At 63.8% G+C, this 21,732-nt stretch carries 17 protein-coding genes; 8 read left to right on the forward strand and 9 right to left on the reverse strand.

The window, feature by feature from the left end:
• Positions 1 to 213 precede the first annotated feature (213 nt).
• Positions 214 to 2,973, forward strand: a complete 2,760-nt coding sequence (gene aceE, locus JMY29_RS16215; protein ID WP_189075427.1) for a pyruvate dehydrogenase (acetyl-transferring), homodimeric type — start codon at positions 214 to 216, stop codon at positions 2,971 to 2,973.
• An 85-nt stretch (positions 2,974 to 3,058) separates the two neighbouring features.
• Here the strand turns inward: aceE and JMY29_RS16220 are convergent, their stop codons facing one another.
• Positions 3,059 to 3,250 (reverse strand): YegP family protein, encoded by a 192-nt coding sequence (locus tag JMY29_RS16220; RefSeq protein ID WP_044569301.1) that lies wholly within the window; start codon positions 3,248 to 3,250, stop codon positions 3,059 to 3,061.
• Between the two features lie 159 nt (positions 3,251 to 3,409).
• On the opposite strand from JMY29_RS16220, the gene nboR reads away from it, so the two are divergent.
• Both nboR and JMY29_RS16230 read left to right on the forward strand, forming a co-directional pair.
• Complete coding sequence (nboR, locus tag JMY29_RS16225; protein WP_064722675.1) at positions 3,410 to 4,048, forward strand: nicotine blue oxidoreductase; 639 nt, start codon at positions 3,410 to 3,412, stop codon at positions 4,046 to 4,048.
• Positions 4,049 to 4,057: 9 nt separating this feature from the next.
• Positions 4,058 to 4,525, forward strand: coding sequence for a GNAT family N-acetyltransferase (locus JMY29_RS16230; RefSeq protein ID WP_039242871.1), 468 nt, complete (start codon positions 4,058 to 4,060; stop codon positions 4,523 to 4,525).
• A 90-nt stretch (positions 4,526 to 4,615) separates the two neighbouring features.
• Here JMY29_RS16230 and JMY29_RS16235 read toward each other — a convergent pair whose 3' ends face one another.
• The 5 genes from JMY29_RS16235 to JMY29_RS16255 form a co-directional block, all read right to left on the reverse strand.
• Positions 4,616 to 7,465, reverse strand: coding sequence for a molybdopterin-dependent oxidoreductase (locus tag JMY29_RS16235; protein WP_189075428.1), 2,850 nt, complete (start codon positions 7,463 to 7,465; stop codon positions 4,616 to 4,618).
• Positions 7,455 to 8,390, reverse strand: coding sequence for an FAD binding domain-containing protein (locus tag JMY29_RS16240; protein ID WP_055975500.1), 936 nt, complete (start codon positions 8,388 to 8,390; stop codon positions 7,455 to 7,457). The genes JMY29_RS16235 and JMY29_RS16240 overlap by 11 nt, the downstream gene beginning before the upstream one ends.
• Positions 8,381 to 9,604: an XdhC family protein gene (locus JMY29_RS16245; protein WP_189075429.1), complete on the reverse strand. Its 1,224-nt coding sequence runs from the start codon at positions 9,602 to 9,604 to the stop codon at positions 8,381 to 8,383. Before JMY29_RS16245 ends, JMY29_RS16240 begins: the two co-directional genes overlap by 10 nt.
• A 329-nt stretch (positions 9,605 to 9,933) precedes the next feature.
• Positions 9,934 to 11,517 (reverse strand): NCS2 family permease, encoded by a 1,584-nt coding sequence (locus tag JMY29_RS16250; RefSeq protein ID WP_018778861.1) that lies wholly within the window; start codon positions 11,515 to 11,517, stop codon positions 9,934 to 9,936.
• 6 nt (positions 11,518 to 11,523) lie between these two features.
• Positions 11,524 to 12,018, reverse strand: coding sequence for a nucleoside deaminase (locus JMY29_RS16255; RefSeq protein ID WP_018778860.1), 495 nt, complete (start codon positions 12,016 to 12,018; stop codon positions 11,524 to 11,526).
• A 399-nt stretch (positions 12,019 to 12,417) separates the two neighbouring features.
• Between JMY29_RS16255 and JMY29_RS16260 the strand changes: the two genes are divergently transcribed.
• The gene (locus JMY29_RS16260; protein WP_189075430.1) at positions 12,418 to 13,773 is read left to right on the forward strand and encodes an 8-oxoguanine deaminase; all 1,356 of its coding nucleotides are present in this window, start codon (positions 12,418 to 12,420) and stop codon (positions 13,771 to 13,773) included.
• A gap of 142 nt (positions 13,774 to 13,915) precedes the next feature.
• Here the strand turns inward: JMY29_RS16260 and JMY29_RS16265 are convergent, their stop codons facing one another.
• Positions 13,916 to 15,184, reverse strand: coding sequence for a hypothetical protein (locus JMY29_RS16265; protein ID WP_229778572.1), 1,269 nt, complete (start codon positions 15,182 to 15,184; stop codon positions 13,916 to 13,918).
• Here JMY29_RS16265 and JMY29_RS16270 point away from each other — a divergent pair.
• Complete coding sequence (locus tag JMY29_RS16270) at positions 15,174 to 15,596, forward strand: hypothetical protein (RefSeq protein ID WP_189075431.1); 423 nt, start codon at positions 15,174 to 15,176, stop codon at positions 15,594 to 15,596. The genes JMY29_RS16265 and JMY29_RS16270 overlap by 11 nt on opposite strands.
• 427 nt (positions 15,597 to 16,023) lie before the next feature.
• The gene (locus tag JMY29_RS16275; protein WP_189075432.1) at positions 16,024 to 16,956 is read left to right on the forward strand and encodes a type IV toxin-antitoxin system AbiEi family antitoxin domain-containing protein; all 933 of its coding nucleotides are present in this window, start codon (positions 16,024 to 16,026) and stop codon (positions 16,954 to 16,956) included.
• A 172-nt stretch (positions 16,957 to 17,128) separates the two neighbouring features.
• Here JMY29_RS16275 and JMY29_RS16280 read toward each other — a convergent pair whose 3' ends face one another.
• A complete protein-coding gene (locus tag JMY29_RS16280; RefSeq protein WP_018778855.1) occupies positions 17,129 to 17,305 on the reverse strand; it encodes a hypothetical protein in 177 nt (58 codons plus the stop codon).
• Positions 17,306 to 17,674: 369 nt separating this feature from the next.
• Between JMY29_RS16280 and pucL the strand changes: the two genes are divergently transcribed.
• Positions 17,675 to 18,589: a factor-independent urate hydroxylase gene (gene pucL, locus JMY29_RS16285; protein ID WP_018778854.1), complete on the forward strand. Its 915-nt coding sequence runs from the start codon at positions 17,675 to 17,677 to the stop codon at positions 18,587 to 18,589.
• Between the two features lie 166 nt (positions 18,590 to 18,755).
• Complete coding sequence (locus JMY29_RS16290) at positions 18,756 to 20,258, forward strand: nucleobase:cation symporter-2 family protein (protein ID WP_189075433.1); 1,503 nt, start codon at positions 18,756 to 18,758, stop codon at positions 20,256 to 20,258.
• A gap of 196 nt (positions 20,259 to 20,454) precedes the next feature.
• Here JMY29_RS16290 and JMY29_RS16295 read toward each other — a convergent pair whose 3' ends face one another.
• Positions 20,455 to 21,639 (reverse strand): IS30 family transposase, encoded by a 1,185-nt coding sequence (locus JMY29_RS16295; RefSeq protein ID WP_374757945.1) that lies wholly within the window; start codon positions 21,637 to 21,639, stop codon positions 20,455 to 20,457.
• Between the last annotated feature and the right edge of the window lie 93 nt (positions 21,640 to 21,732).

The raw sequence follows: 21,732 nt of genomic DNA on the forward strand, positions 1-21,732 counted from the left end.
CACGCCCGGTCAAGGCTTCACGCTGTATGCAGGGTCACATTTGGTTGTTTGCCGCCAGGTTTGCGGGTTGACTGTTTCGGATACGCAATCCGTGTTGACGCTACCCATCGGCGGACGTAATCTCGAATTGCAGAATTTTATTCTCACAATACGAAATTCCTTGAGCGCCCCCACAGAGCAAGCGCCCAGACATTCAATGAAGAGAGGTTGGACGTGGCTGCAGGAGAAGAGACCTCACACATCCTCAGCGGGTTGACTGCCCAGCTGCCTGATCGTGATCCGGAAGAGACCGCGGAGTGGATTGAGTCCCTTGATGCGTTGATCGCTGAGCAGGGTACCGAGCGGGCTCAGTACATTATGCGTTCGTTGTTGCAGCGTGCTGGTGCCCGGTCGGTGGGTGTGCCGATGGTGACGACCACTGATTATGTGAACACGATCCCGGTGGATCAGGAAGCGCCGTTCCCGGGGAACGAGGAGTTCGAGCGCCGGTATCGGGCGTATATGCGGTGGAACGCTGCGGTGATGGTCCATCGTGCGCAGCGCTCCGATATTGGTGTGGGTGGGCATATTTCCACTTATGCCGGTGCTGCGACGTTGTATGAGGTGGGGTTCAACCATTTCTTCCGCGGTAAGGACCACCCCAGTGGCGGGGACCAGGTGTTTTTCCAGGGTCACGCGTCTCCGGGGATGTACGCCAGGGCGTTCATGGAAGGCCGGTTGAGCGAGGAGGATTTGGACGGGTTCCGTCAGGAGAAGTCCAAGGCCGGGCATGCGTTGTCCTCGTACCCGCACCCGCGGTTGATGCCTGATTTCTGGGAATTCCCGACCGTGTCGATGGGTATCGGCCCGATGAACGCGATTTACCAGGCCCAGTCCAACCGGTACCTGCAGAACCGTGGGATCAAGGACACCTCGGACCAGCAGGTCTGGGCGTTCCTTGGTGACGGGGAAATGGACGAGCCCGAGTCCCGTGGTCTGCTGCAGCTGGCAGCGAACGAGAACCTGGACAACCTGAACTTCGTGATCAACTGCAACCTCCAGCGCCTGGACGGGCCGGTGCGTGGCAACGGCAAGATCATGCAGGAACTCGAAGCGTTCTTCCGCGGTGCGGGCTGGAACGTGATCAAGGTCGTCTGGGGCCGGGAATGGGACTCCCTCCTGGAAGCGGACAAGGACGGGGCGTTGGTGAAAATCATGAACGAAACCCCCGATGGTGACTACCAGACCTACAAGGCCGAGTCCGGCGGGTTCGTCCGTGAGCACTTCTTCGGTAAGTCCCCGCAGACCAAGGACATGGTCGCGGACCTGGACGATGAGCAGATCTGGGGCCTCAAACGCGGCGGTCACGACTACCGCAAGGTCTACGCCGCGTACAAGGCAGCGACCGAGTTCAAGGGCAAACCCACCGTGATCCTGGCCAAAACGGTCAAGGGCTACGGCCTGGGCCCGCACTTCGAGGGCCGCAACGCGACCCACCAGATGAAGAAACTGACCATGGAAGACCTCAAAGCCTTCCGTGACCACCTGCGCATCCCGATCAGCGATGACCAGCTCGACGCCGACCTTTACCGGCCCCCGTACTACCACCCCGGCATGGACGCCCCGGAAATCAAATACCTCATGGACCGCCGCGCCGAACTCGGCGGGTTCGTGCCCGAACGGCGCCGCACCCACACCCCGGTCACCCTGCCCGAAGCCAAATCCTACGACGTCGCCAAACGCGGATCCGGCAAACAACAAGCCGCGACCACCATGGCCTTCGTCCGGCTCCTCAAAGACCTCATGCGCGACAAAAACTTCGGCGCCCGGTTCGTGCCCGTCGTCCCGGACGAATCCCGCACCTTCGGCATGGACGCGTTCTTCCCGACCGCGAAAATCTACAACCCCAAAGGCCAGAACTACCTCTCCGTGGACCGCGACCTCGTCCTGGCCTACAAAGAATCACCCGCAGGCCAACTGATCCACCCCGGCATCAACGAAGCCGGCGCCGTAGCAGCATTCACCGCCGCCGGCACCGCCTACGCCACCCACGGCGAGCCCCTGGTCCCGATCTACGTGTTCTACTCCATGTTCGGCTTCCAACGCACCGGAGATTCCTTCTGGGCCGCCGCGGACCAAATGACCCGCGGCTTCATCATCGGCGCGACCGCAGGACGAACCACCCTCACCGGCGAAGGACTCCAACACGCCGACGGGCACTCCCCCATCCTGGCCTCCACCAACCCCGCCGTCCGCACCTACGACCCCGCCTACGGCTACGAAATCGGCCACATCATCCGCCACGGCCTCGAACAAATGTACGGCGAGGCCAGTGACGATAAGAACGTCATGTACTACCTCACCGTCTACAACGAGCCCATCACCCAACCCGCCGAACCCGAAAACCTCGACACCAACGGGCTCCTCAAAGGCATCTACCAACTCGCCGACGCCCCCGAGAGCACCACCGGAAACAGCAACCGCCCCACCGCGAACATCCTCGCCTCCGGCGTGTCCGTCCCCTGGGCCCTCGAAGCCCAAAAAATCCTCAACGACGACTGGGGAGTCGCCGCGACCGTCTGGTCCGTGACCTCCTGGAACGAACTCCGACGCGACGGACTCGACGCCGAAGAACACGCCTTCCTCAACCCCGGCCAACCCACCCGCACACCCTTCATCACCGAACAACTCCACGGCCACACCGGACCAGTCATCGCAGTCTCCGACTACATGAAAGCCGTCCCCGACCAAATCCGACAATTCATCCCCAACGACTTCGCCTCCCTCGGAGCAGACGGCTTCGGCTTCTCCGACACCCGCCAAGCCGCACGCCGCTACTTCAAAAACGACACCCACTCCATCGTCGCCAAAACCCTCCAGTTGCTGGCGGCGAGGGGTGAAGTCGAGGAGGGCGCGCCGTCGTACGCCATTGACCGCTACAAACTGCTCGACGTCAACGCCGGTACCACCGGCGGAGCAGGCGGCGACGCCTGACAACCCGCACTAACGACAGTTGGCGGCAGTGTTCGTGAAGAACACTGCCGCCAACTGTCGTTGTGCTGGTTTCGCCGGACCGGGCTCAGGTGCCCAGGTTCCGCCGGTCGACCACAAAGCCCGTTGCCGCGTTCTCGCGGACTGCGTTGATACCGGCCACCACGGCCTTCAAATTGGGAAACTGCGGCGACACTGCCACAACTGTGCCGTCCTCGGCTGTGAGCCTGAAACGGAATGAATTGGTACCTGCTTTGAGAATCTCGAAACTGCCCGCCATTTTCCCCTGTCCTCACGCGTCGTTGCGTAACCGAGCTGACTTCATAACTCCGTCATCGACCCTAATAGCCAATTCACGGGGCCAACAGCCCTACTCAGCAGTAGTTTGAAACCGATATCGGTAGATCAAATGGAAAGCCACCCAGGAGCTAGAGACCGCATGAACCCCCGCGCGTATGGTGAGGATATGACTCCATCCGGCACGACACCCACCACCGGTGTCCTGCTCGCCGCCGGCGCCGGCACCCGCCTGGGGCGTGGCCCCAAGGCGCTGCTGCCTTTCCGCGCCCGCACGCTTGTGGAAGTCCTGGCCGACACACTGTTCGACGGCGGCTGCAGCGAGGTAGTGGTGGTCCTCGGCGCAGAGGCCGACCGCGTCCGGAGCGCCACGGAGCTGGGCCCGCATACTGTGGTGGATAACCCCGACTGGGCCAAGGGAATGGCCGGATCCTTCCGCGCCGGCATCGACGCCGCCACCTCCGGCAACAACATCATGGTAGCCCTGGTCGACCAGCCCGGGTTGACCCCGACGGCGGTGAGCAGGTTGCTGGGCAGCCATCGTCCCGGCCGGGTCACCGCAGCCGCCTACCCGGATGCGTCAGGCCATCTGAAACGCAGGCACCCGGTGATTTTCGACGTCGGCCTCCGCTCCGAGGCGGCCGCAGCCGCCCATGGTGACACGGGCGCGCGTTCCTTCCTCAAAGCCCATCCGGGGTTGGTGGACCTGGTGGACTGCAGCGATCTCTGCTCGGGCGAGGACCTGGATACGAAGGACCAGCTGCATCTTCTGGACGGGTAAATTGGTTCCATGATCCGCATCGAACCTGACGATCCCGCACGCCCTGACGTCCATGCCCTCCTGAGCGAGCACCTGGCCGACATGTTCGCCACGTCGCCGGCCGAGAGCGTCCACGCGCTGGATCACTCCGCGTTGTCCCACGAATCGATCACGTTCTGGACGGCCCGCGAGGACGGCGTGCTGTTGGGATGCGGCGCGTTGAAGGCGTTGTCCGCCGGGCGTGCCGAGATCAAGTCCATGCGGACAACGGCCCAGGCCCGGGGACGGGGTGTGGCAACCCGGTTGCTTGAACACATCGTGGCCGAGGCCGGGCGCCGGGGCTATGAACTGCTCAGCCTGGAGACCGGCACGGAGGATTACTTCGCCCCGGCCCGCCGCCTGTATGCACGGCATGGCTTCACCGAATGCCCGCCGTTCGGCGACTACACCCTGGACCCCCACAGCGTGTTCATGGAACTCCCCGTTTCACCCAAGTAGGGGACAACAATCGTCGTAATGAAGGCTCATACCGACGTTTGCCGTCCCCTGCCTGGCTTAGCGGGTTGCTTGGGTTGGCGGGCTGCCTGGTTAGACGGGCGCAGTGGTCCGGTCGCGGAGGGCCAGGTAGATCTTGTCCCGCGCGATGGGCAGCTCACCGAAGCGGACGCCCGTTGCATTGCGGATGGCGTTGGCCAGTGCGGGTGCCACCGGGTTGAACGGGCTCTCACTCATGGACTTGGCACCCAGCGGACCGGTGGAGTCGTTGGTGACGGCGAAGTACACCTCGCTCCGGGGCACGTCCGCGAACGACGGGATGTGGTACTGCCGCAAAATGTCCGTGGTGACCCGTCCGGCGTCGTCCACTTTCACTTCCTCGTACAGCACCGCGCCGAGCGCCTGCGCGATCCCGCCCTCGATCTGTCCCCGGCATTGCCGCGGATTCACCACCACTCCGGCGTCGGCTGCCTGCACACTTTGCAGGATCCGCAGCTCCCCCGTTCCCCTGTTCACGGCGACGCGGAAACCATGGACGTTGAACGCCACCGAACGCGGCGTCCCTCCCCAGTTCCCATCCGTGGCGAGCCGAACGCCTTGCAGCCGGGCGGCGTCGACGATGTCCTTCAGCGGCACCGAGCGGTCGCCGCACTCCACGGCTCCGTCCACCAGACGGCAATCGCCCAGGGGCGCACCGGTCAGCGAGGACGCAACTGTTTGGATGCGGGTGGCGAGTTCGAGCGCAGCGCCCAGCGTCGCTTTCCCGGCCACCACCGTTCCGGCTGAACCGAACGCGCCGGTGTCGTGCTCCACCAGGTCGGTATCCGACTGTCGCACCGTCACCTTTGACGCCGAGGTTGCCAGCGCGGTGGCAGCCAGCTGCGCATGGACAGTTGTGGTGCCGTTCCCGAATTCCGCAGTTCCGACGTCGACGGCGAACCTTCCGTCCGCTTCCAGGCTCACCCGGGTGTGGGCGAAGTGGCCACGCGGCGGCACGGTGTCGATCATGGACAACGCCGAGCCTTCCCCGACCATCCATTCCGGCCCGAGGTTGTCCAGCCCTGCCGCACGGTAGCGTTCCTTCCCCCGGTCCAGGGCGTCGCGCACCAACGCCACGCACTGGTCAAGGCCGTAGCTCCCGTAGTGGACGTCTTCTTCCGGCTCGGGCGTAGTGGACAGCATGTGATCGCCGGGCCGGACCATGTTCTTGAGCCGGAACTCCAGGGGATCCATGCCGATGCCCACTGCGAGTTCATCAATGGCCGACTCGATCGCGAAGATCATCTGGCTCAGCCCGTAACCACGGAAAGCCCCGGCAGGAACGGTGTTGGTGTAGACGGCGTGGGCATCCACTTTCTTGTTCACGCACTTGTACACGGCCAACGATTCGCCGCAACCGTGGAACATCACGCCGGGAGCGTGGTTTCCATAGGCGCCGGTGTTCGTGAGGACGTTCAGTTGCAGCGCGGTGAGGTATCCGTCCCTGTTGGCGCCGGCCTTCAGGTGAATCGTGAAGGGGTGGCGCGTAGTGGTTGCGGTGAACTGTTCGGTCCGGGTGAACTCCAGCTGGACGGGCCGCTTCAACGTGAGGGCTGCAAGGGCAACGAGGTCCTCGGTGAGCACCTCCTGCTTGCCGCCGAACCCGCCACCGACACGACCGGCCACCACGCGGATGGTCTCCGGCGGCAGGTTGAACAGACGGCTCAGCGTCCGCTTCACCAGGAACGGAACCTGCGTGGAGGAACGGACCATCAGCCGGCCATCGTCATCCAGCCAGGCAATGGAGGCGTGCGTTTCCATGGCCACGTGCTGGACGCGTTGGGTCTGGTAAGTGTGTTCGTGGATGAAATCGGCGGCAGCGAAACCATCAGCCACGCTGCCAAGTTCAGCATGGACCTCGGCCACCACGTTCTGCAGCGGCCGGGAGATGCGTGACGCTTCGCCGTCCTTCTCACCGTGGATGGCCGGCGCGCCGGGGAGGATGGCTTCCTGGGGAGTGAAAACCGGCTCCAGGAGTTCGTACTGCACCTCCAGCGCACGGGCCCCGGCCTCAGCCGCGCCCACGGATTCGGCGACCACAGCGGCCACCCGCTGCCCGATGAACCGCACCACGTCGTCCAGGACTCGGGTGTCGTCGGGATCGTCCGTGAAGTTCTCGTGCTGCGCCGTGGAAAAGAGCTGCTGCGGGGCATCCTCGTGGGTGAAGACAGCCACCACGCCCGGAACCGCCAGCGCGGGGGCCTTGTTGATGGACACGATCCGCGCGTGGGGGTGCGGGGACCTCAGCAGTTTCATGTGCAGCAGGCCCGGCAATTGTTCAGCCGGGACATCCAGGGTGTAGCGGGCAGTGCCTGTCACCACGGCCTGGCCGGCGGGTGCGGGGACGTTGTCCCCGAGCTGGCCGGGCGTGGCGGGAACGGGAGCTGCGGTGGCGGGAACGCCGCCGTGGCCGGCGGCAGGTTCCTGTGCCCCCGAAACGTCCGCTCCGGCGTCGTGATCTTCGTGCCGGTGATCGCCGCCGTGGCCGCAGACCGCGTCCGCGATGGCGCGGTAGCCGGTGCAGCGGCACAGGTTGCCCTTGAGGTTGCGGGGCAGGTTGGCGCGTTGCTCGTCGTCGAACGTGGCTGCCGTCATCATCATCCCGGCGGTGCAGAAACCGCATTGGAAACCCTGCGCCTCCAGGAACTGTTCCTGCACAGGGTGCAGGCCATCGGCCGTGGCCAGGCCCTCGATGGTGGTGACTGCTTTGCCCTCGGCACGGACCGCCGGGTAGATGCAGCTGTGTACGGGCGTGCCGTCGACGTGCACTGTGCAGGCACCGCAGTCACCGCCGTCGCAGCCCTTCTTGACGCCGAAGTTGCCTTGCTCCCGGAGGAACGTGCGAAGGCACTGGCCGGGGCGGGGGGCGTCCTGCGCGGCGGCGCCGTTGATCTCAATTGCCATGGGAGGCCTCCTTGTGGGTGCCTGACGTTTCGGGTTGCGTGGACGGCTGGGGCGAAGTGGCATGCGGCGGCCAGAAATCGCCGGACACCGTCATCGACTCATCCAGCAGCTCGGCCCGGATCTCTTCGGCCAGCTTGAGGGTCATGTCGCGGCGCCATGCCGGGAGCCCGTGGATGTCGTCGTGGTACAGCGGCCAGGGAATGGATTGCCCGACGGCGTGGGCCAGCGCTGCTGCGTCGGGAACCTGGCCGGCGGGGAACCTGAGTTGTACGGGCCTTTTGGTGGCTGCGGTGACGGTGATGACCAGGCCAAAAACGGGGTCGAGCCTGCCGATCAGCAGCACTCCGGAGCGCCCCAGGTTACTCAGGGACAAACGCCGGAAAGCCACCCGGGCGGAGAGCGCTTCGGCGGGGAGGTGGATGCTGCGGAGCAACTCCCCCGGCTCCAGCACTGTCTGCATATCGCCCACAACAACGTCTGCCACCGGAACGGTCCGACTGCTTCCGTCAGGGCTGAGGATGGTTGCCGTACCGTCCAGTCCTGCGCAGAGGGACGTCATGGGCCCGGCCGGCAGCCCCGTGCAGATGTTCCCGCCAACCGTGGACATGTTCCAGATCTTGAACGACGCCACGAACGAGTCGCAGCACGGCCGGATCAGTGCCAGTCCCGGCCACTCACGGTCCGCGGTACCGGCGGAAAGCGGCAGGGCATAGAGCTCCGCAACGGTGCAGGTAGCGGCCAGTTCAATCCCGTCATCGGTGACGGTGATGGCCGGCCAGCCGGCTTGGCCAAGGTCCAGCAGCCGCGTGAGTACGGTGCTTCCGTAGGAGAAGAGGACAGTGCCTCCGGCGAGCCAGGCATCGCCTTCACGCCATTGCGCGGGGTCCGTGGTGGGGACCACGGCCTCGATGGTGTTCATGTCCATGGGTCCTCCTGAGTGAGGTGTCGAGGGGCCGGGTGGATCGGACCGGTGCTGTCTTTGAGGGAAGGGAAGCTGTCCCTGTGGTGGCTGGTCCCGCGCCCGGCGATGATTTCGGCTGTGATGGAGACGGCTACTTCGGCCGGAGTCACGGCGCCGAGGTCCAGCCCGATGGGCGAATGCAAGCGGTCCAGGTCTTCGGAAGGTGCTCCGGCCTGCAGGAGTGCGTCCACCCGTTGGCGGTGGCTGCGGCGCGAACCCATCGCACCGACGTAGGACAGGTTCAGCCGGAGCGCGGCCTGGATCAAGGGGATGTCGAACTTGGGATCGTGGGTCAGGACGCACACCACGGTGCGGGAATCGAGCCGCCCACCGGCTGCCTCGGACTCGAGGTAACGGTGCGGCCAGTCGGTGACAACCTGGTCTGCACCCGAAAAACGCTGCTGGGAGGCGAAGGCAGGCCGGGCATCACAGAGGGTGACGTTGTAGCCAAGGAGCTGCCCGGCCGGCAACAGGGCGGCGCCGAAGTCGTTGGCTCCGAAGACAATCATCCGTGCCGCCGGCAAGCGGCTTTCCACGAACAACGTGATGGGCTGTGGCTCTTCTTCTTCCCGGGGCGGGGCGGCCAGCCTTTCGGTGGTGACCCATCCGTCGATGCATCCTTCCGGCGGGGCCAGCCGGACCAAACCCGCCCGGCCGCCCTGGAGCAGTGGCTCCACCTGGGCAGCTGCGGCAAAAAGCGTGGAGGGGTGGTCGCCCAGCAGTACGGCAAGTTCCTGCGACTCCATGGCCCGGAACCGGACAGGGTCATCCACCACCATGACTCCGCCCTTGGCATCGAGCCGGCGAATCAGGGCTGCCGGGCGTTGCGGTCCGGCGAACAACGACAGTTCCGGCGCGCCGGCCCCGAAAGGCTGGATGTGGACTTCCAGCTCGCCGCCGCAGGTAAGTCCGACGGCGAACGCGTCCTCGGCACTGAAGCCGTATGACTCAAGGCGCGGACCGCCGTCGCGCATGGCTTCCAGCGCCGCCTCCACGACGGCGCCTTCAACGCAACCACCGGACAAGCTGCCCAGGATTTCGCCGTTTTCGGAGACCATCATGGAGGTCCCCAAGGGCCGCGGCACGGAACCGCCGCTCCCTACGATCGTGGCCACGGCCAGTCGTTGGCCGGAGACCGCAGGCCGCCAGCTGCCCAGTGAAGGCATCAGATCCAGCATGGCAACACGTCCTTTTTCCAGGTGTCCCGGCCGGGATGGCCCAGCCGGAGCAGTGCGCGATCTTGCCCCATATTCTCATTTCCGGAGGATGTTGAGGGGTAGTCGCGGTTTTTCAGTAAGAGTTCAATCGGTCAGTGTTCATAGGAACGGGGGCAAGGGCTTCATCTCCCTGCCCCCGTTCCCTGACGGAGCGTCGGCGCCCGGCCGCCGCCCGTCGTCGTGCCTGGTGAGAGGGACCACGACGACGGACGCCTATTCATGCGGTGGGTACCGACGGACCGTCGATCGGAGTGCCGGAAGGGACCCGCCGGCGCGGGGGGCGGTCCCGGTCAGACGCCCATCAGGGCGTTGATGGGTCCGCGGGCAAAGTAGATGATGAAGCCAACCGTGACCACCCACATGAGCGGATGGACCTTCTTGGCTTTGCCCGAGGCTGCGCTGATCACCGCGAAGGAGATGAACCCGACCCCGATGCCGTTGGCGATGGAGTACGTCAGCGGCATGGTCACGATGGTGAGGAACGCAGGGAGCGCGATGGAGAACTTGGTGAACTTGATCTCGCGGATCTGCGCCATCATCATCGCGCCCACCACCACCAGTGCCGCAGCAGCCACTTCCAGCGGGACAACCGAGGTAAGCGGTGTGAAGAACATCGAGCCCAGGAACAGCAGGCCGGTGACCACGGAGGCCAGGCCGGTGCGTGCGCCTTCGCCGATGCCGGCTGCGGAGTCGATGTACACGGTGTTGGATGAACCCGAAGTTGCCCCGCCCACCACTGCACCCATGCCTTCAACGATGAAGGCCGACTTCAGCTTGGGGAACGTGCCGTCCTTGTGTGCCACGCCGGCGCTCTTGGCCAGGCCGGTCATGGTGCCCATGGCGTCGAAGAAGTTGGTGAACACCAGGGTGAAGACCAGCATGGTGGCGGCGAGACCGCCAATCCGGGCAAACGAACCGAAGAGGTCGAACTGGCCCACCAGGCTGAGGTCCGGAACGGACACCAGCTGGCTGGACAGGATGGGCACGTTGAGGTGCCAACCGCCGGGGTTGTCCGCGGTGCCGGGTCCGATGTGGAAGATGGCCTCGACAACTGCGGCAAGGACCGTGGTGGCGACGATGCCGATCAGCAGGCCGCCCTGGATTTTGCGTGCCACGAGGATGCCCATGGCCAGCAACCCAACAATAAAGACGAGGGTGGGGATGGAGGTGATGGATCCATCGTTGCCCAGCTGGACCGGCGGCCCGCCCGCGGTGGGACGGACAAAACCGGAGTCGACAAAGCCGATGAAGGCGATGAACAGGCCGATGCCAACGGTGATGGCGGCCTTGAGTTCCTTGGGGACCGCCTTGAAGATCGCCGTCCGGGCACCTGTGGCACCGAAGAGGACGATCAGGATGCCGTTGATGACCACCAGGCCCATGGCTTCCGGCCACGTGACTTCCTGGATGACTGCTACCGCCAGGAAGGAGTTGATGCCCAGGCCTGCTGCCAGGCCGAACGGCAGGTTGGCGATCAGACCGAAAACAATGGTCATGACCCCTGCGGTCAAGCCGGTGACGGCACCGACCTGGGCGGCCGAAAGCCAACCGCCGGCCACGTCCGTCGGGGCGTTTTCTGCGGAGAAACCGCCCAGGATGAGCGGGTTCAGGATGACGATGTACGCCATGGTGAAGAAGGTGACCAGGCCGCCCCGGAATTCACGGGCCAGCGTGGATCCACGCTTGGAGATCTGGAAAAACTTGTCCAGGAAGGAGTTCGACACCGGGGGCTTGCTGTTGCCGCTGGCCTGTCCGGTTGCCGTGTGCTTTGCGGCTGTGGGCTCTGCGCCTTTGCTTCCCTCGGGGAAGAGCGCAGCCTGCTTTTCAGCTGCTGTCTGCATTTCTGCGTTGTCCAGGATGTTCATGTCAGCCACCGGGCCCTAGTAATCAATCCTGGAATCAAGCGTGTTCCATGTGTTGAACGGCTGGAGGGCCTCCGGAGCCTGGGGGTCGCCCAGTTCCAGCTTGGCTACCGGCATCAGCGCGTCCCGGTTGTCGTTCTCGAAGTACTCGTAGAAGACGGCGTCATCGAAGCCGACGGATGCGGCGTCGTGACGGTCTGCGGCAAAGAACACGCGGTCAACGCGTGCCCAGAGCGCGGAAGCCAGGCACATGGGGCATGGCTCGCAGCTGGTGTAGAGGGTTGCTCCGCTCAGATCGAAGGTTCCCAGTTCGCGGCAGGCGTTGCGGATGGCCGTGACTTCTGCGTGTGCGGTGGGATCGTTCGAGGCGGTAACGCGGTTGACGCCTTCAAAGGCTCGTCCGTCCGCGGTGACAATGACGGCCCCGAACGGGCCCCCACTGTTGAGGACATTGGCTGTAGCCAGCTCAATGGATGTGGCCAGGAATTGCTCGGCCGTGACGGTTGTACTCATGTTGCGACTTCCTTAGTGCTGTGGAAGCCGGGTGACCGTTTGGGGGCGCTGCAAAAAGAGCTCCAGTCAGCTCGGTTACCAGGCTTCAGCATGTGCGATGAAGGTTAAGTTGCGCCTGGTAGATAGCTTCCCGAAGTCCGGGTGCCCGCCTTTGGCAGTTAGAGCGTAGCACCACGTTTGTGAGCCGCGCCATAGTTTTTTGAAAACTTAATTTCGTCATGCGAAATTACTTAATCCGGGTGGGTGCAGGCCAAATGTGACTGCCCGCGGGCGTTGACTGCCGCCGTCGGGGCTTCTACGCTTTTCTGAACGACGCCCTTGGTGGCGCTTAACCTGGATCAGCAGACAGGGCCTAACTGAGCTGGAACGCGAACACGCCGACCAGACAAGGAACCCCTTATGTCGCAATCCCCCTCCCGGCTGTGGATCAGGAATCCGCTGGGCATCTTCACCGCAAACGACCTCGACGCCGGCGGCGGCCTGGTGGTTTCCGACGGGAAAATCGTGGAGTTGGTGCCCTCGGGCGGCCAACCTTCTTCCCCTGCCGCCGTCTTTGACGCTTCCGGACACGTGGTCCTTCCCGGCCTCATCAACACCCATCACCACTTCTACCAAACCCTCACGCGCGCCTGGGGTCCAGTGGCCAATGCGCCTTTGTTCCCATGGCTGCAAAATCTCTACCCGGTGTGGGCACGGCTGACGCCCCGCAGCCTGGAACTCGCGGTGCAGGTCGCGTTGGCGGAGCTGCTGCTCTCCGGCTGCACCACGGCCGCCGACCACCACTACCTCTTCCCCGACGGTATGGAAGACGCCATCGATATCGAAGTCGCGGCCGTCCGTTCCATGGGCATGCGGGCGACACTCACCCGCGGGTCCATGACCCTGGGAGAGGACGACGGCGGGCTGCCGCCCAGGACCACGGTCCAGTTACCTGAGGCGATCCTCGCGGACAGCGAACGACTGATCCGCCAGTACCACGAGACCGGTGATGGAGCCGTGGTGCAGATCGCGCTTGCACCGTGCTCACCCTTCTCCGTGACCAAGGAAATCATGGCCGAAAGCGCCGCCATGGCCGAACGCTTCGACGTCCGGCTCCATACACACCTCGCGGAAACCATCGATGAGGAGGACTTCTGCCGGTCAATGTTCGGCCTGCGGACCGTGGATTACTTGGAATCAGTGGGCTGGTTGGGATCCCGAACCTGGCTGGGACACGGCATCCACTTCAATGACGAGGAGATCGCCAGGCTGGGAGCCGCCGGAACCGCCGTCGCGCATTGCCCCACCTCCAACATGAGGCTGGCATCCGGGACCGCACGCGTCCTGGAACTCGAGGCAGCGGGTGTGCCGGTGGGGCTGGGCGTGGATGGATCGGCGTCGAACGATGCCTCCAACATGATCCTCGAATCGCGGCAAGCACTGTACTTGCAGCGCCTGCGCTACGGCGCCTCCGTGCCCGTGGAGCGCGCCCTGGGCTGGGCGACACGGGGATCCGCAGCTGTTCTGGGTCGCTCCGACATCGGGCAGCTGGCTCCCGGGCTCCAGGCCGACCTGGCCTTGTTCAAGCCTGATGAGCTGCGGTTCTCCGGCAGCCACGATCCCGTTGCCGCCTTGCTGCTCTGCGGCGCGGACCGGGCAGACCGCGTGATGGTTGGCGGTCAGTGGCGCGTAGTGGACGGGGCGATACCCGACCTTGACGTGGCCGGGCTGATCGCCGAACACTCGGCTGCGGCGCGGAAGCTCGTAGCCGGATAGCTTTACGGCCTCTCCGGTGGCCCGATTCGTGGCTTCGCTGCGCACTGTGCCGTGCGTGCGGCACAGTGCGCAGCGAGCCAACGAAACGGGTTCACCCGTTGTTCCGCGCGTCATTCTCCAGCGATGACGCGAAGGGCCTTGGCTAGACCGTGATCTTGTAGACGTGGTGCGTGTACTCATTGGCGAAGGAATCCGTGAACTTCCCGCCCTGCACCGCGATGCTCCGGTTCTCGCCCACAACCTCCACCTGCGTGCCGGTGATCCCTGAGGGAAGCGCAAAGGTCCTGGAACCGGTTGTGCCGTCCTCGCCCATGGCAAAGATGTACGCGGATCCATCCTTGACCTTCAGCATCGAATCAATGCCGTCACCGAAGTCCCATACATAGGACTGGGTATTGATCACGGGCGCCAGGGCCTTGATCTGGTTGTTCACCGCACCGGCTGCAGCTACCTGGTCCTTGAGGCATGCGGTGCCCCTGAGCCGTGCGTCCGCGAAGGCGTCACCACTGATGCAGTCATTGATGTTTTGCTGGTCCGGCGACTGGCTGAACCAGACAATGCCCCGGGCCTCATGAATGATCGAGGCCCACACCTGGGCCTTGGTCTGCTCCGGAGTGAGCTGCCTGTAGCCCCCGGTGGAGCCGCCCGTGGACACCACGGTTGGCAGGGCCCAGATGGGAGCCTGCACATTGCGGGCCGCGTTCACCTCATTCTGCAGCGAAATGATCTTCCCGTAGCTCGACGCCGTACGGCAGTTCGATGTCACGATCGGGGTCTGTCCCACCGGTGTACGCCAACGGAGCTGGTTGTCGCCCCAGTCGCATTGCGGTACTGCGTAGAAGTACTGGTCCACTGAGTTCACATTGGCCGTGTTGTAATAGTCCGCGCTGAACGCCATGGACCGGTCATAGGTAACGATCCCCGAAGTCCAGTTCGAGTAGGTAAACCGGCCTGTCTTGGCGGGGTCGAACTGGGCGGCCAATGAACGCATGTGCGCCAGGCCCGAGGCGGTGTCGAACCGGCCATCCACTTCATCGTCCAGGAGCGTTCCCACCTGACTGGCCCAATCCGCGGGGGCGTCGTTGGGCGAGAACAACGTGAACATGCCGTTGGCCGTGATGCCCGCGGACGGAGTCGCCGGGTTGCCCTGGGCGTAGGTGTTGATCCCGAGCGCTTTGTCGTACTTCAGCTGCGCGTCGCTTCCGGGCGAGCCGTACCAGACGACGATGGGCAGGAACGCCGGATCATCCCAGCCGGCCGCATCGGCTTTCGGGAACTGCTTCCAGTAATCCGGGCCGCCGTCCCACGGGACCCTGGGCAGGTTGGCGAGGCTGCCGGTGCCCGGGGGCGTGGTGGGGGTTGGGGTTGGCGTTGGCGTTGGGGTTGGTGTTGGGGTGGGCGTGGCCGTCACTGTTGGGGTCGGGGTCGGCGTCGGCGTGGCCGTCACTGTTGGGGTCGGCGTCGGCGTGGCCGTCACTGTTGGGGTCGGCGTCGGCGTGGCCGTCACTGTTGGGGTCGGCGTCGGCGTGGCCGTCACTGTTGGGGTCGGCGTGGGCGTGGCCGTCACTGTTGGGGTCGGGGTGGGCGTCGACGTTGGCTCTGACGTGGGTTCCGCCGTCGCAGTTGACGTGGGCGACGCCGTCGACGTCGGCTCTGACGTAGGTTCCGCCGTCGCAGTTGAGGTGGGTTCCGCCGTCGACGTGACCGTCGGGCTTTCCGTGGGCAGGGGCGTGCCGGGGTCCGTGCAGCCGGCGAGGGCCAACGCGAGCACAGCCCCGAGCGTGATGATAGTGGGTTTCATGACATTGTTTTCCTTTGGGTAGCAGCCGCAACCGGACTGCCGTGGCGCCGGATCCCCACTCCCGGCTTCTCTTTTGTCTCCTGCAGCGCAGGGAATATCGGCCGGGAATCCGTGTCCCGGCTCAGCCCGATGACGAGCGCCTGTCCTTGCCCGACCTGCGGCAATGCGACGCGTGCGGACTTCTGTCCGGCGTCATCGAGCCCGCATGTGCGGCCCTTCGTGGGGTCGCGACGGCCTTTGAAGAACCCGGAGGGCGGCCGCCAGCCCAGCTTACGTGACGCAGACCACATCTGAACCGAATGTGACGCACCCTCACCCGACCGGTTCGATGCCCCGCCGCACAACGTGCCGCGCGCACGGCACAAGCTGCAGCCGGGCAACGAAACGGGTTTTCCACATAGGACAACCGGCGACTATTCGTGGGAGCCCTCGCAATCGAGGCTGTTTTGATGACGACGAAATCCCGGCAGTTACCGGAAGGCATGGATTTATGGCGAACCAACGAACTCCACCAGGCCGGCTTCAATGACAGGAGAATTGCTTCCCTGGTGCGGAGCGGGGAGTTGGTGAGGCTTCGCAGGGGGTGCTACCTCAGGGGCAGTACGTGGGCAGCTCAAAAACCCGGCGTAAGGAGCCTGCAGCTGATTGCCGCACACGCCCACGGAACACTAACGACGTCGGCACGCGGCTTCGTCTACAGCCACACTTCGGCGGCGCGACTTCATGGCCTGCTTCTCCTTAACGTTGATGACCGGGTGCACATCACCACCCCAACCACAGCTTCTTCCACGTCCCACGGAGCTGACGTCGTGCCGCATACCCGCGCCTTGGCGGCAGGCGACGTCCAGACAGTAAGGGGCATGCCCTGCACCTCACTGGAACGAACTGTGGTGGATAGCTGCCTCATACTCAATGACAAGCAATCCCTGGTGCTTATGGACCACGCCCTGCGAAAAGGCGCTGACGCCGGGGAAATCCGGCGGATGTGCGCCCTCCTCAAGGGACGCCATGGAGTCCTCTCGTTACGCAGAGCCCTGGAGAACGCGGATGCGAGGTCGGAATCTCCCGGCGAAACATTGACGCGCGAGCTCCTGCAACGCCTCGGGATCGAGATGCCTGAGCTGCAGGTCAGGGTCTCATCAGCCGAGGGAGATCATCGCTTGGACTTTGCCTGGCGGAAAAAGCAGGTGGCCTTGGAGTTTGATGGCAAGGTCAAGTACTTCGACTACGCGCCCACGGCCGAGGTGCTGTACAAGGAACGGCTGCGCGAGAAGGCCTTGATGGAGCTCGGCTGGACGTTCATCCGCGTCCGCTGGCGGGACTTGCACCGGGAACAGGAGTTCAAAATGCGGGTCCTTCGTGCGCTGCGGCAACGGAGTTGAACCCGATTCGGGGGTCCGCTGCACACTCGATGCTGCGCACGGCACACTGTGCAGCGAAGCATCGAAACAGCGGGAGAACCAAGCGCGTCCGGGCACAACAAAGCGGGCGACACCTCCCCAGGTGCCGCCCGCCGTTGGCTCTGTTGCGCAGAGTCCGCGCCCCTGTTGCAGATCAGGGGCGCTGCCGGCCGAACACTGGAAGCGCACGCAGCCAACGGGAGAACCCGCCGGCCTTGCGATCACAGTCGGCCGGAATGTAGAAGTCCGGATCTGTCGCACCAAAGGGCAGGTACAGTTCCTGGCCCGGCGCCGGGAATTCCACGACGCTGTTCGTATCCTTCGAGTCCATCTGTTCCTCCTCTTTCTCGTGCCCAGTTTCCGCTCTTCGGAAAACTTTTATTGTTATGTGGAAAGTGTAGGCAGCGGGCGAGTCGTCCGTCAAGACCCCCAGAGAAGCCGAATGAAGTTGCCCCGGTCACATTCGGGTAGTTCATAACGATCACCGGGAAGCCATATACACAACCCGAAAACATGCGCTACTCTCGAATCAGTTCGTGGCGTAGGTCACGTAACCTGAGAGCAGCAGGCAGGGTCGTAATGAGCTGGCATCCATGGATGCCGGCTCTTTTTTGTTGGGTCGGCTCCACCAGAAACGCAGTGGAAACACGCGCTTAATTTCATTGATGGAACGTAGGTTCCACCTCACAGAAGTTGGGATATGACCATGAGCAACAACATCGTCCTCGGCGAAAACCAGTACGGCAAAGCAGAAGTCCGCGTCGTCAAGGTCACTCGGGATACGGACCGCCACCACATCGAAGACCTGAACGTCACCTCGCAGCTGCGCGGCGACTTCCAGGCCGCACACCTTCAGGGCGACAACGGCCACGTCGTTGCCACGGACACCCAGAAGAACACCGTCTACGCGTTTGCCCGTGAAGGCATCGGCTCGCCCGAATCCTTCCTCCTGCGCCTCGCGGACCACTTCACCGGCGGATTCGACTGGGTCACCGGCGGCCGTTGGGAAGCCGAGGCCTACAGCTGGGACCGCATCCAGGCACACGGCGAGGGACACGACCACAGTTTCGTCCGCAACGGCCAGGAGGTGCGTACCGCCGTCGTCGTCCGTGATGGCGCAACCACGCACGTGATTTCCGGCCTCAAGGACCTGACCGTCCTCAAGACCACGCAGTCCGGTTTTGTCGGTTACCCGCGCGACAAGTACACCACCCTGCCGGAGACCACCGACCGCATCCTGGCCACCGACGTATCCGCCCGCTGGCGCTACAACACCAACCTGGACGTCGCCGGCACGGACTTCAACAAGAGCTACGACGACATCAAGGCCCTCCTGCTGGAAGGCTTCACCGAGAACTACTCCCACGCCCTGCAGCAGACGCTGTTCGACATGGGCAAGAAGGTCCTGGAAGCACACAGCGAAGTTGATGAAATCAAGTTCTCCATGCCCAACAAGCACCACTTCCTGGTTGACCTGAGCCCGTTCGGCCTGGACAACCCCAACGAGGTCTTCTTCGCCGCCGACCGCCCGTACGGCCTCATCGAAGCAACTGTCCAGCGCGAGAACATCGAGGCTGCACCCGTTGCATGGAGCGGCATCGCCGGCTTCTGCTAAACCGCAACACCCCAGGGACTTGCGTGCAGGTCCGGCCCCGAAGCGCCCCGCAAAGGCCGGGCCTGCACCCAAACCCGACCCCAAAAACCCCACAACACCAAAGATTTTGTTAGCCAGACACAGTTAGCCAGACGAAGACGTCTGCCATGAACCCAGGAAGTCTGCCATGAACATCAAGAAAAAATCCCGCCCCGCGAATACCACCGCCTCGCACCGTCCTGAACGGCCCGAGGACAAGAGGCTCTCCATCGGAAGCACTTTCGCCTACGGCTTCCAGCACGTCCTCACCATGTACGGCGGAATTATTGCTCCGCCGCTGATCATCGGCGCAGCCGCCGGCATGTCCTCGCAGGACATCGGCCTCCTAATTGCCGCCTGTTTGTTCGTTGGCGGCCTGGCCACCATCCTCCAGACTGTGGGCATCCCGTGGTTCGGCTCGCAGTTGCCGCTGGTACAGGGCGTTTCGTTCGCAGGCGTCTCAACCATGGTGGCGATTGTCCAAGGCGGTGGCGGGATCCAGGCGGTGTTCGGCTCGGTGATCGTGGCATCGCTGATTGGCCTCGCGATCACTCCCCTGTTCTCCAAGATCATCAAATTCTTCCCGCCCGTGGTGACAGGCACGGTGATCACCACCATCGGCCTGACGCTGATGCCCGTGGCCGCGAACTGGGCCATGGGCGGCAACGCCAAGGCCGAGAACTACGGCAGTGTCTCCAACATCGGGCTCGCCGCAGCCACCATGGGCGTCGTGCTCCTCCTGAGCAAGGTTGGCAACGCTGCCATCTCCCGGCTCTCGATCCTGCTGGCCATGGTCATCGGCACCATCATCGCGCTGGTGGCCGGCATGGCTGACTTCTCCAAGGTTGGCCAGGGCGACATCGTGGCATTCCCCACGCCCTTCGCCTTCGGTGCTCCAACCTTCGAAATTGCCGCGATCATCTCCATGCTCATCGTCATCCTGGTGACCCTGACCGAGACCTCGGCAGACATCATCGCAGTGGGCGAAATCGTCGACACCAAGGTTGACTCCCGCCGCATCGGCGACGGCCTCCGCGCCGACATGCTCTCCAGCGCGATCTCCCCGCTGTTCAACTCCTTCACCCAGAGCGCCTTCGCCCAGAACGTGGGACTCGTCGCCATCACCGGCATCAAAAGCCGCTTCGTGGTCAGCGCCGGCGGCCTCATCCTGGTCATCCTCGGTCTCCTGCCGATCCTCGGCCGGGTTGTCGCAGCGGTTCCGACGCCCGTCCTGGGCGGCGCCGGCGTCGTGCTGTTCGGTACGGTGGCAGCCAGCGGTATCCGTACCCTGGCCAAGGTCGAGTACAAGAACAACATGAACCTGATCATCGTTGCCGCTTCCATTGGCTTCGGCATGATCCCCATTGCGGCACCGAAGTTCTACGACCAGTTCCCCTCCTGGTTCTCCACGATCTTCCACTCCGGCATCAGCTCCGCTGCGGTCATGGCGATCATCCTGAACATCCTCTTCAACCACTTCAAGGCCGGCAACTCGGACAACCAGTCGGTGTTCGTCGCGGGCACGGACCGGATCGTCAGCGAAGAGGACATCAAGTGCCTCAGCGAAGGCGACCGCTTCGAAAACGGCAAGCTGATCGACGCGGACGGCAACGAAGTTCCGCTCAAGACATCCAGCGCGTCAGAGCACTAGCTCCGGTCCGCAGATGACAAAAGGCGGCAGTGTTTCCTTGGGGGACACTGCCGCCTTTTTGTCGCCTGGGCGGAAGGTACGACGACTGCACTCGCCTTTGCGGCTCGGTCACCTGGCTGCTCAAAGACCTCGCCGAAATGGCAAAAGATGGCAATGCTCCTGGGGCAAAGTCAATTGGTGGGAGCAACGCTGGGGGTTAGGCCGCTTGTAGCAGCTGGTTTAGCCGGTTGGCTGGGGTCTCGAGGTTCAGTGTTGGTCTGGGGCGGCGGTTGAGTTTCGCTGCGACCAGGCGGATGTCCTCGGGGGTGTGCACTGAAAGGTCAGTGCCTTTCTCGAACCAGAACCGCAGGAGCCGGTTGGTGTTTTCGTTGGTGCCGCGCTGCCAGGGCGAGTGCGGGTCGCAGAAGTACATCGTCGTATCGAGAGCGGTCTGGATTTTTGCGTAGTCGGCCAGTTCGGTGCCGCGGTCCCAGGTGATCGACCGGCGCAGGTGATCCGGGAGGGAGGCCATCTCCCGGATCATCGCGGCGGCAACGGTTTCCGCGGTGTGGTCCCCTGGCAGGTGCAGCAGGATCGTGAACCGGGTTGAGCGTTCCACCAAGGTTCCGATCGCTGTCCCGTTGGCGCCGATGATGAGGTCACCTTCCCAATGCCCGGGCACTGCCCGGTCCTGGACCTCGGCGGGACGTTGGCTGATCTTGAAGGCCTCTTTATAGGGGCTGTTGGCGCGCCGGTCAGTGCCGTGGGGGATGCGTTGTTTGCGTTTCAGGCTGAGCTTTTCGGCCAGGTCCGCCCGCAGGTTCCCGCGGGTTTGGACGTAAAGGGCCTGGTAGATCGTCTCGTGGCTCACCTGCATAGTCTGATCGTCACCGAAGTAATACGCCAACATCGAGGAGATCAGCTTCGGACTCCACCCGTCATCCATCCAGACGCCGACCAGCCGGCACAAACCCTCGTCCTTGGCCAGCCTGAAGGGTTTGGGACGGCGCCTGTCCTGATGCGCTTTGGCGTGAGCGACCGAGGCGTAGTACTTCCCGTCCGCGCTCGTGTGGCGTTTGACCTCCCGCCAAACTACGGACTTATCCCGCCCGATCAATGCGCCGATCTTCGCGTAACTGAGGCCCACCCGCACACCCATCTGGATCATGCCTCGCTCTTCCAGACCCAACGCACGGCCAGGGCCCCCGACTGAAGGAGCAGGATCGGCAAGACCTCCGGTAGCACCCCGGTTCACGGTCATCATTAGGCCAGACTGAACCCACCAATTGTGCCCGGTAGCGTGCACCGCCCCGACACGCCGGGCAGCAGTACGAACAGGCATCCCCGCACACACCAAATCAAGAAACTCAGTACGCGCAGCCTTGGGGAACAACTTGACCATAAAACGCTCCATCAATCAGAGCGTTGCAACGACCCTATGACTTTGCCTGGGGAACATTGCCATCTTTTGCCACCTCGCGCGCTGGAAGCGCGG

Source organism: Paenarthrobacter nicotinovorans, from assembly GCF_021919345.1.
Taxonomy (GTDB): domain Bacteria; phylum Actinomycetota; class Actinomycetes; order Actinomycetales; family Micrococcaceae; genus Arthrobacter; species Arthrobacter nicotinovorans.

Bases quoted from the DNA above. Each gene is read 5' to 3' on its own strand.
- JMY29_RS16295 (WP_374757945.1), bottom strand. From the start codon at position 21,639: ATGGTCAAGTTGTTCCCCAAGGCTGCGCGTACTGAGTTTCTTGATTTG.
- JMY29_RS16255 (WP_018778860.1), bottom strand. From the start codon at position 12,018: ATGAGTACAACCGTCACGGCCGAGCAATTCCTGGCCACATCCATTGAG.
- JMY29_RS16260 (WP_189075430.1), top strand. From the start codon at position 12,418: ATGTCGCAATCCCCCTCCCGGCTGTGGATCAGGAATCCGCTGGGCATC.
- JMY29_RS16290 (WP_189075433.1), top strand. From the start codon at position 18,756: ATGAACATCAAGAAAAAATCCCGCCCCGCGAATACCACCGCCTCGCAC.
- pucL (WP_018778854.1), top strand. From the start codon at position 17,675: ATGACCATGAGCAACAACATCGTCCTCGGCGAAAACCAGTACGGCAAA.
- JMY29_RS16280 (WP_018778855.1), bottom strand. From the start codon at position 17,305: ATGGACTCGAAGGATACGAACAGCGTCGTGGAATTCCCGGCGCCGGGC.
- JMY29_RS16235 (WP_189075428.1), bottom strand. From the start codon at position 7,465: ATGGCAATTGAGATCAACGGCGCCGCCGCGCAGGACGCCCCCCGCCCC.
- JMY29_RS16230 (WP_039242871.1), top strand. From the start codon at position 4,058: ATGATCCGCATCGAACCTGACGATCCCGCACGCCCTGACGTCCATGCC.
- JMY29_RS16245 (WP_189075429.1), bottom strand. From the start codon at position 9,604: ATGCTGGATCTGATGCCTTCACTGGGCAGCTGGCGGCCTGCGGTCTCC.
- JMY29_RS16220 (WP_044569301.1), bottom strand. From the start codon at position 3,250: ATGGCGGGCAGTTTCGAGATTCTCAAAGCAGGTACCAATTCATTCCGT.
- JMY29_RS16240 (WP_055975500.1), bottom strand. From the start codon at position 8,390: ATGGACATGAACACCATCGAGGCCGTGGTCCCCACCACGGACCCCGCG.
- nboR (WP_064722675.1), top strand. From the start codon at position 3,410: ATGAACCCCCGCGCGTATGGTGAGGATATGACTCCATCCGGCACGACA.
- JMY29_RS16275 (WP_189075432.1), top strand. From the start codon at position 16,024: ATGACGACGAAATCCCGGCAGTTACCGGAAGGCATGGATTTATGGCGA.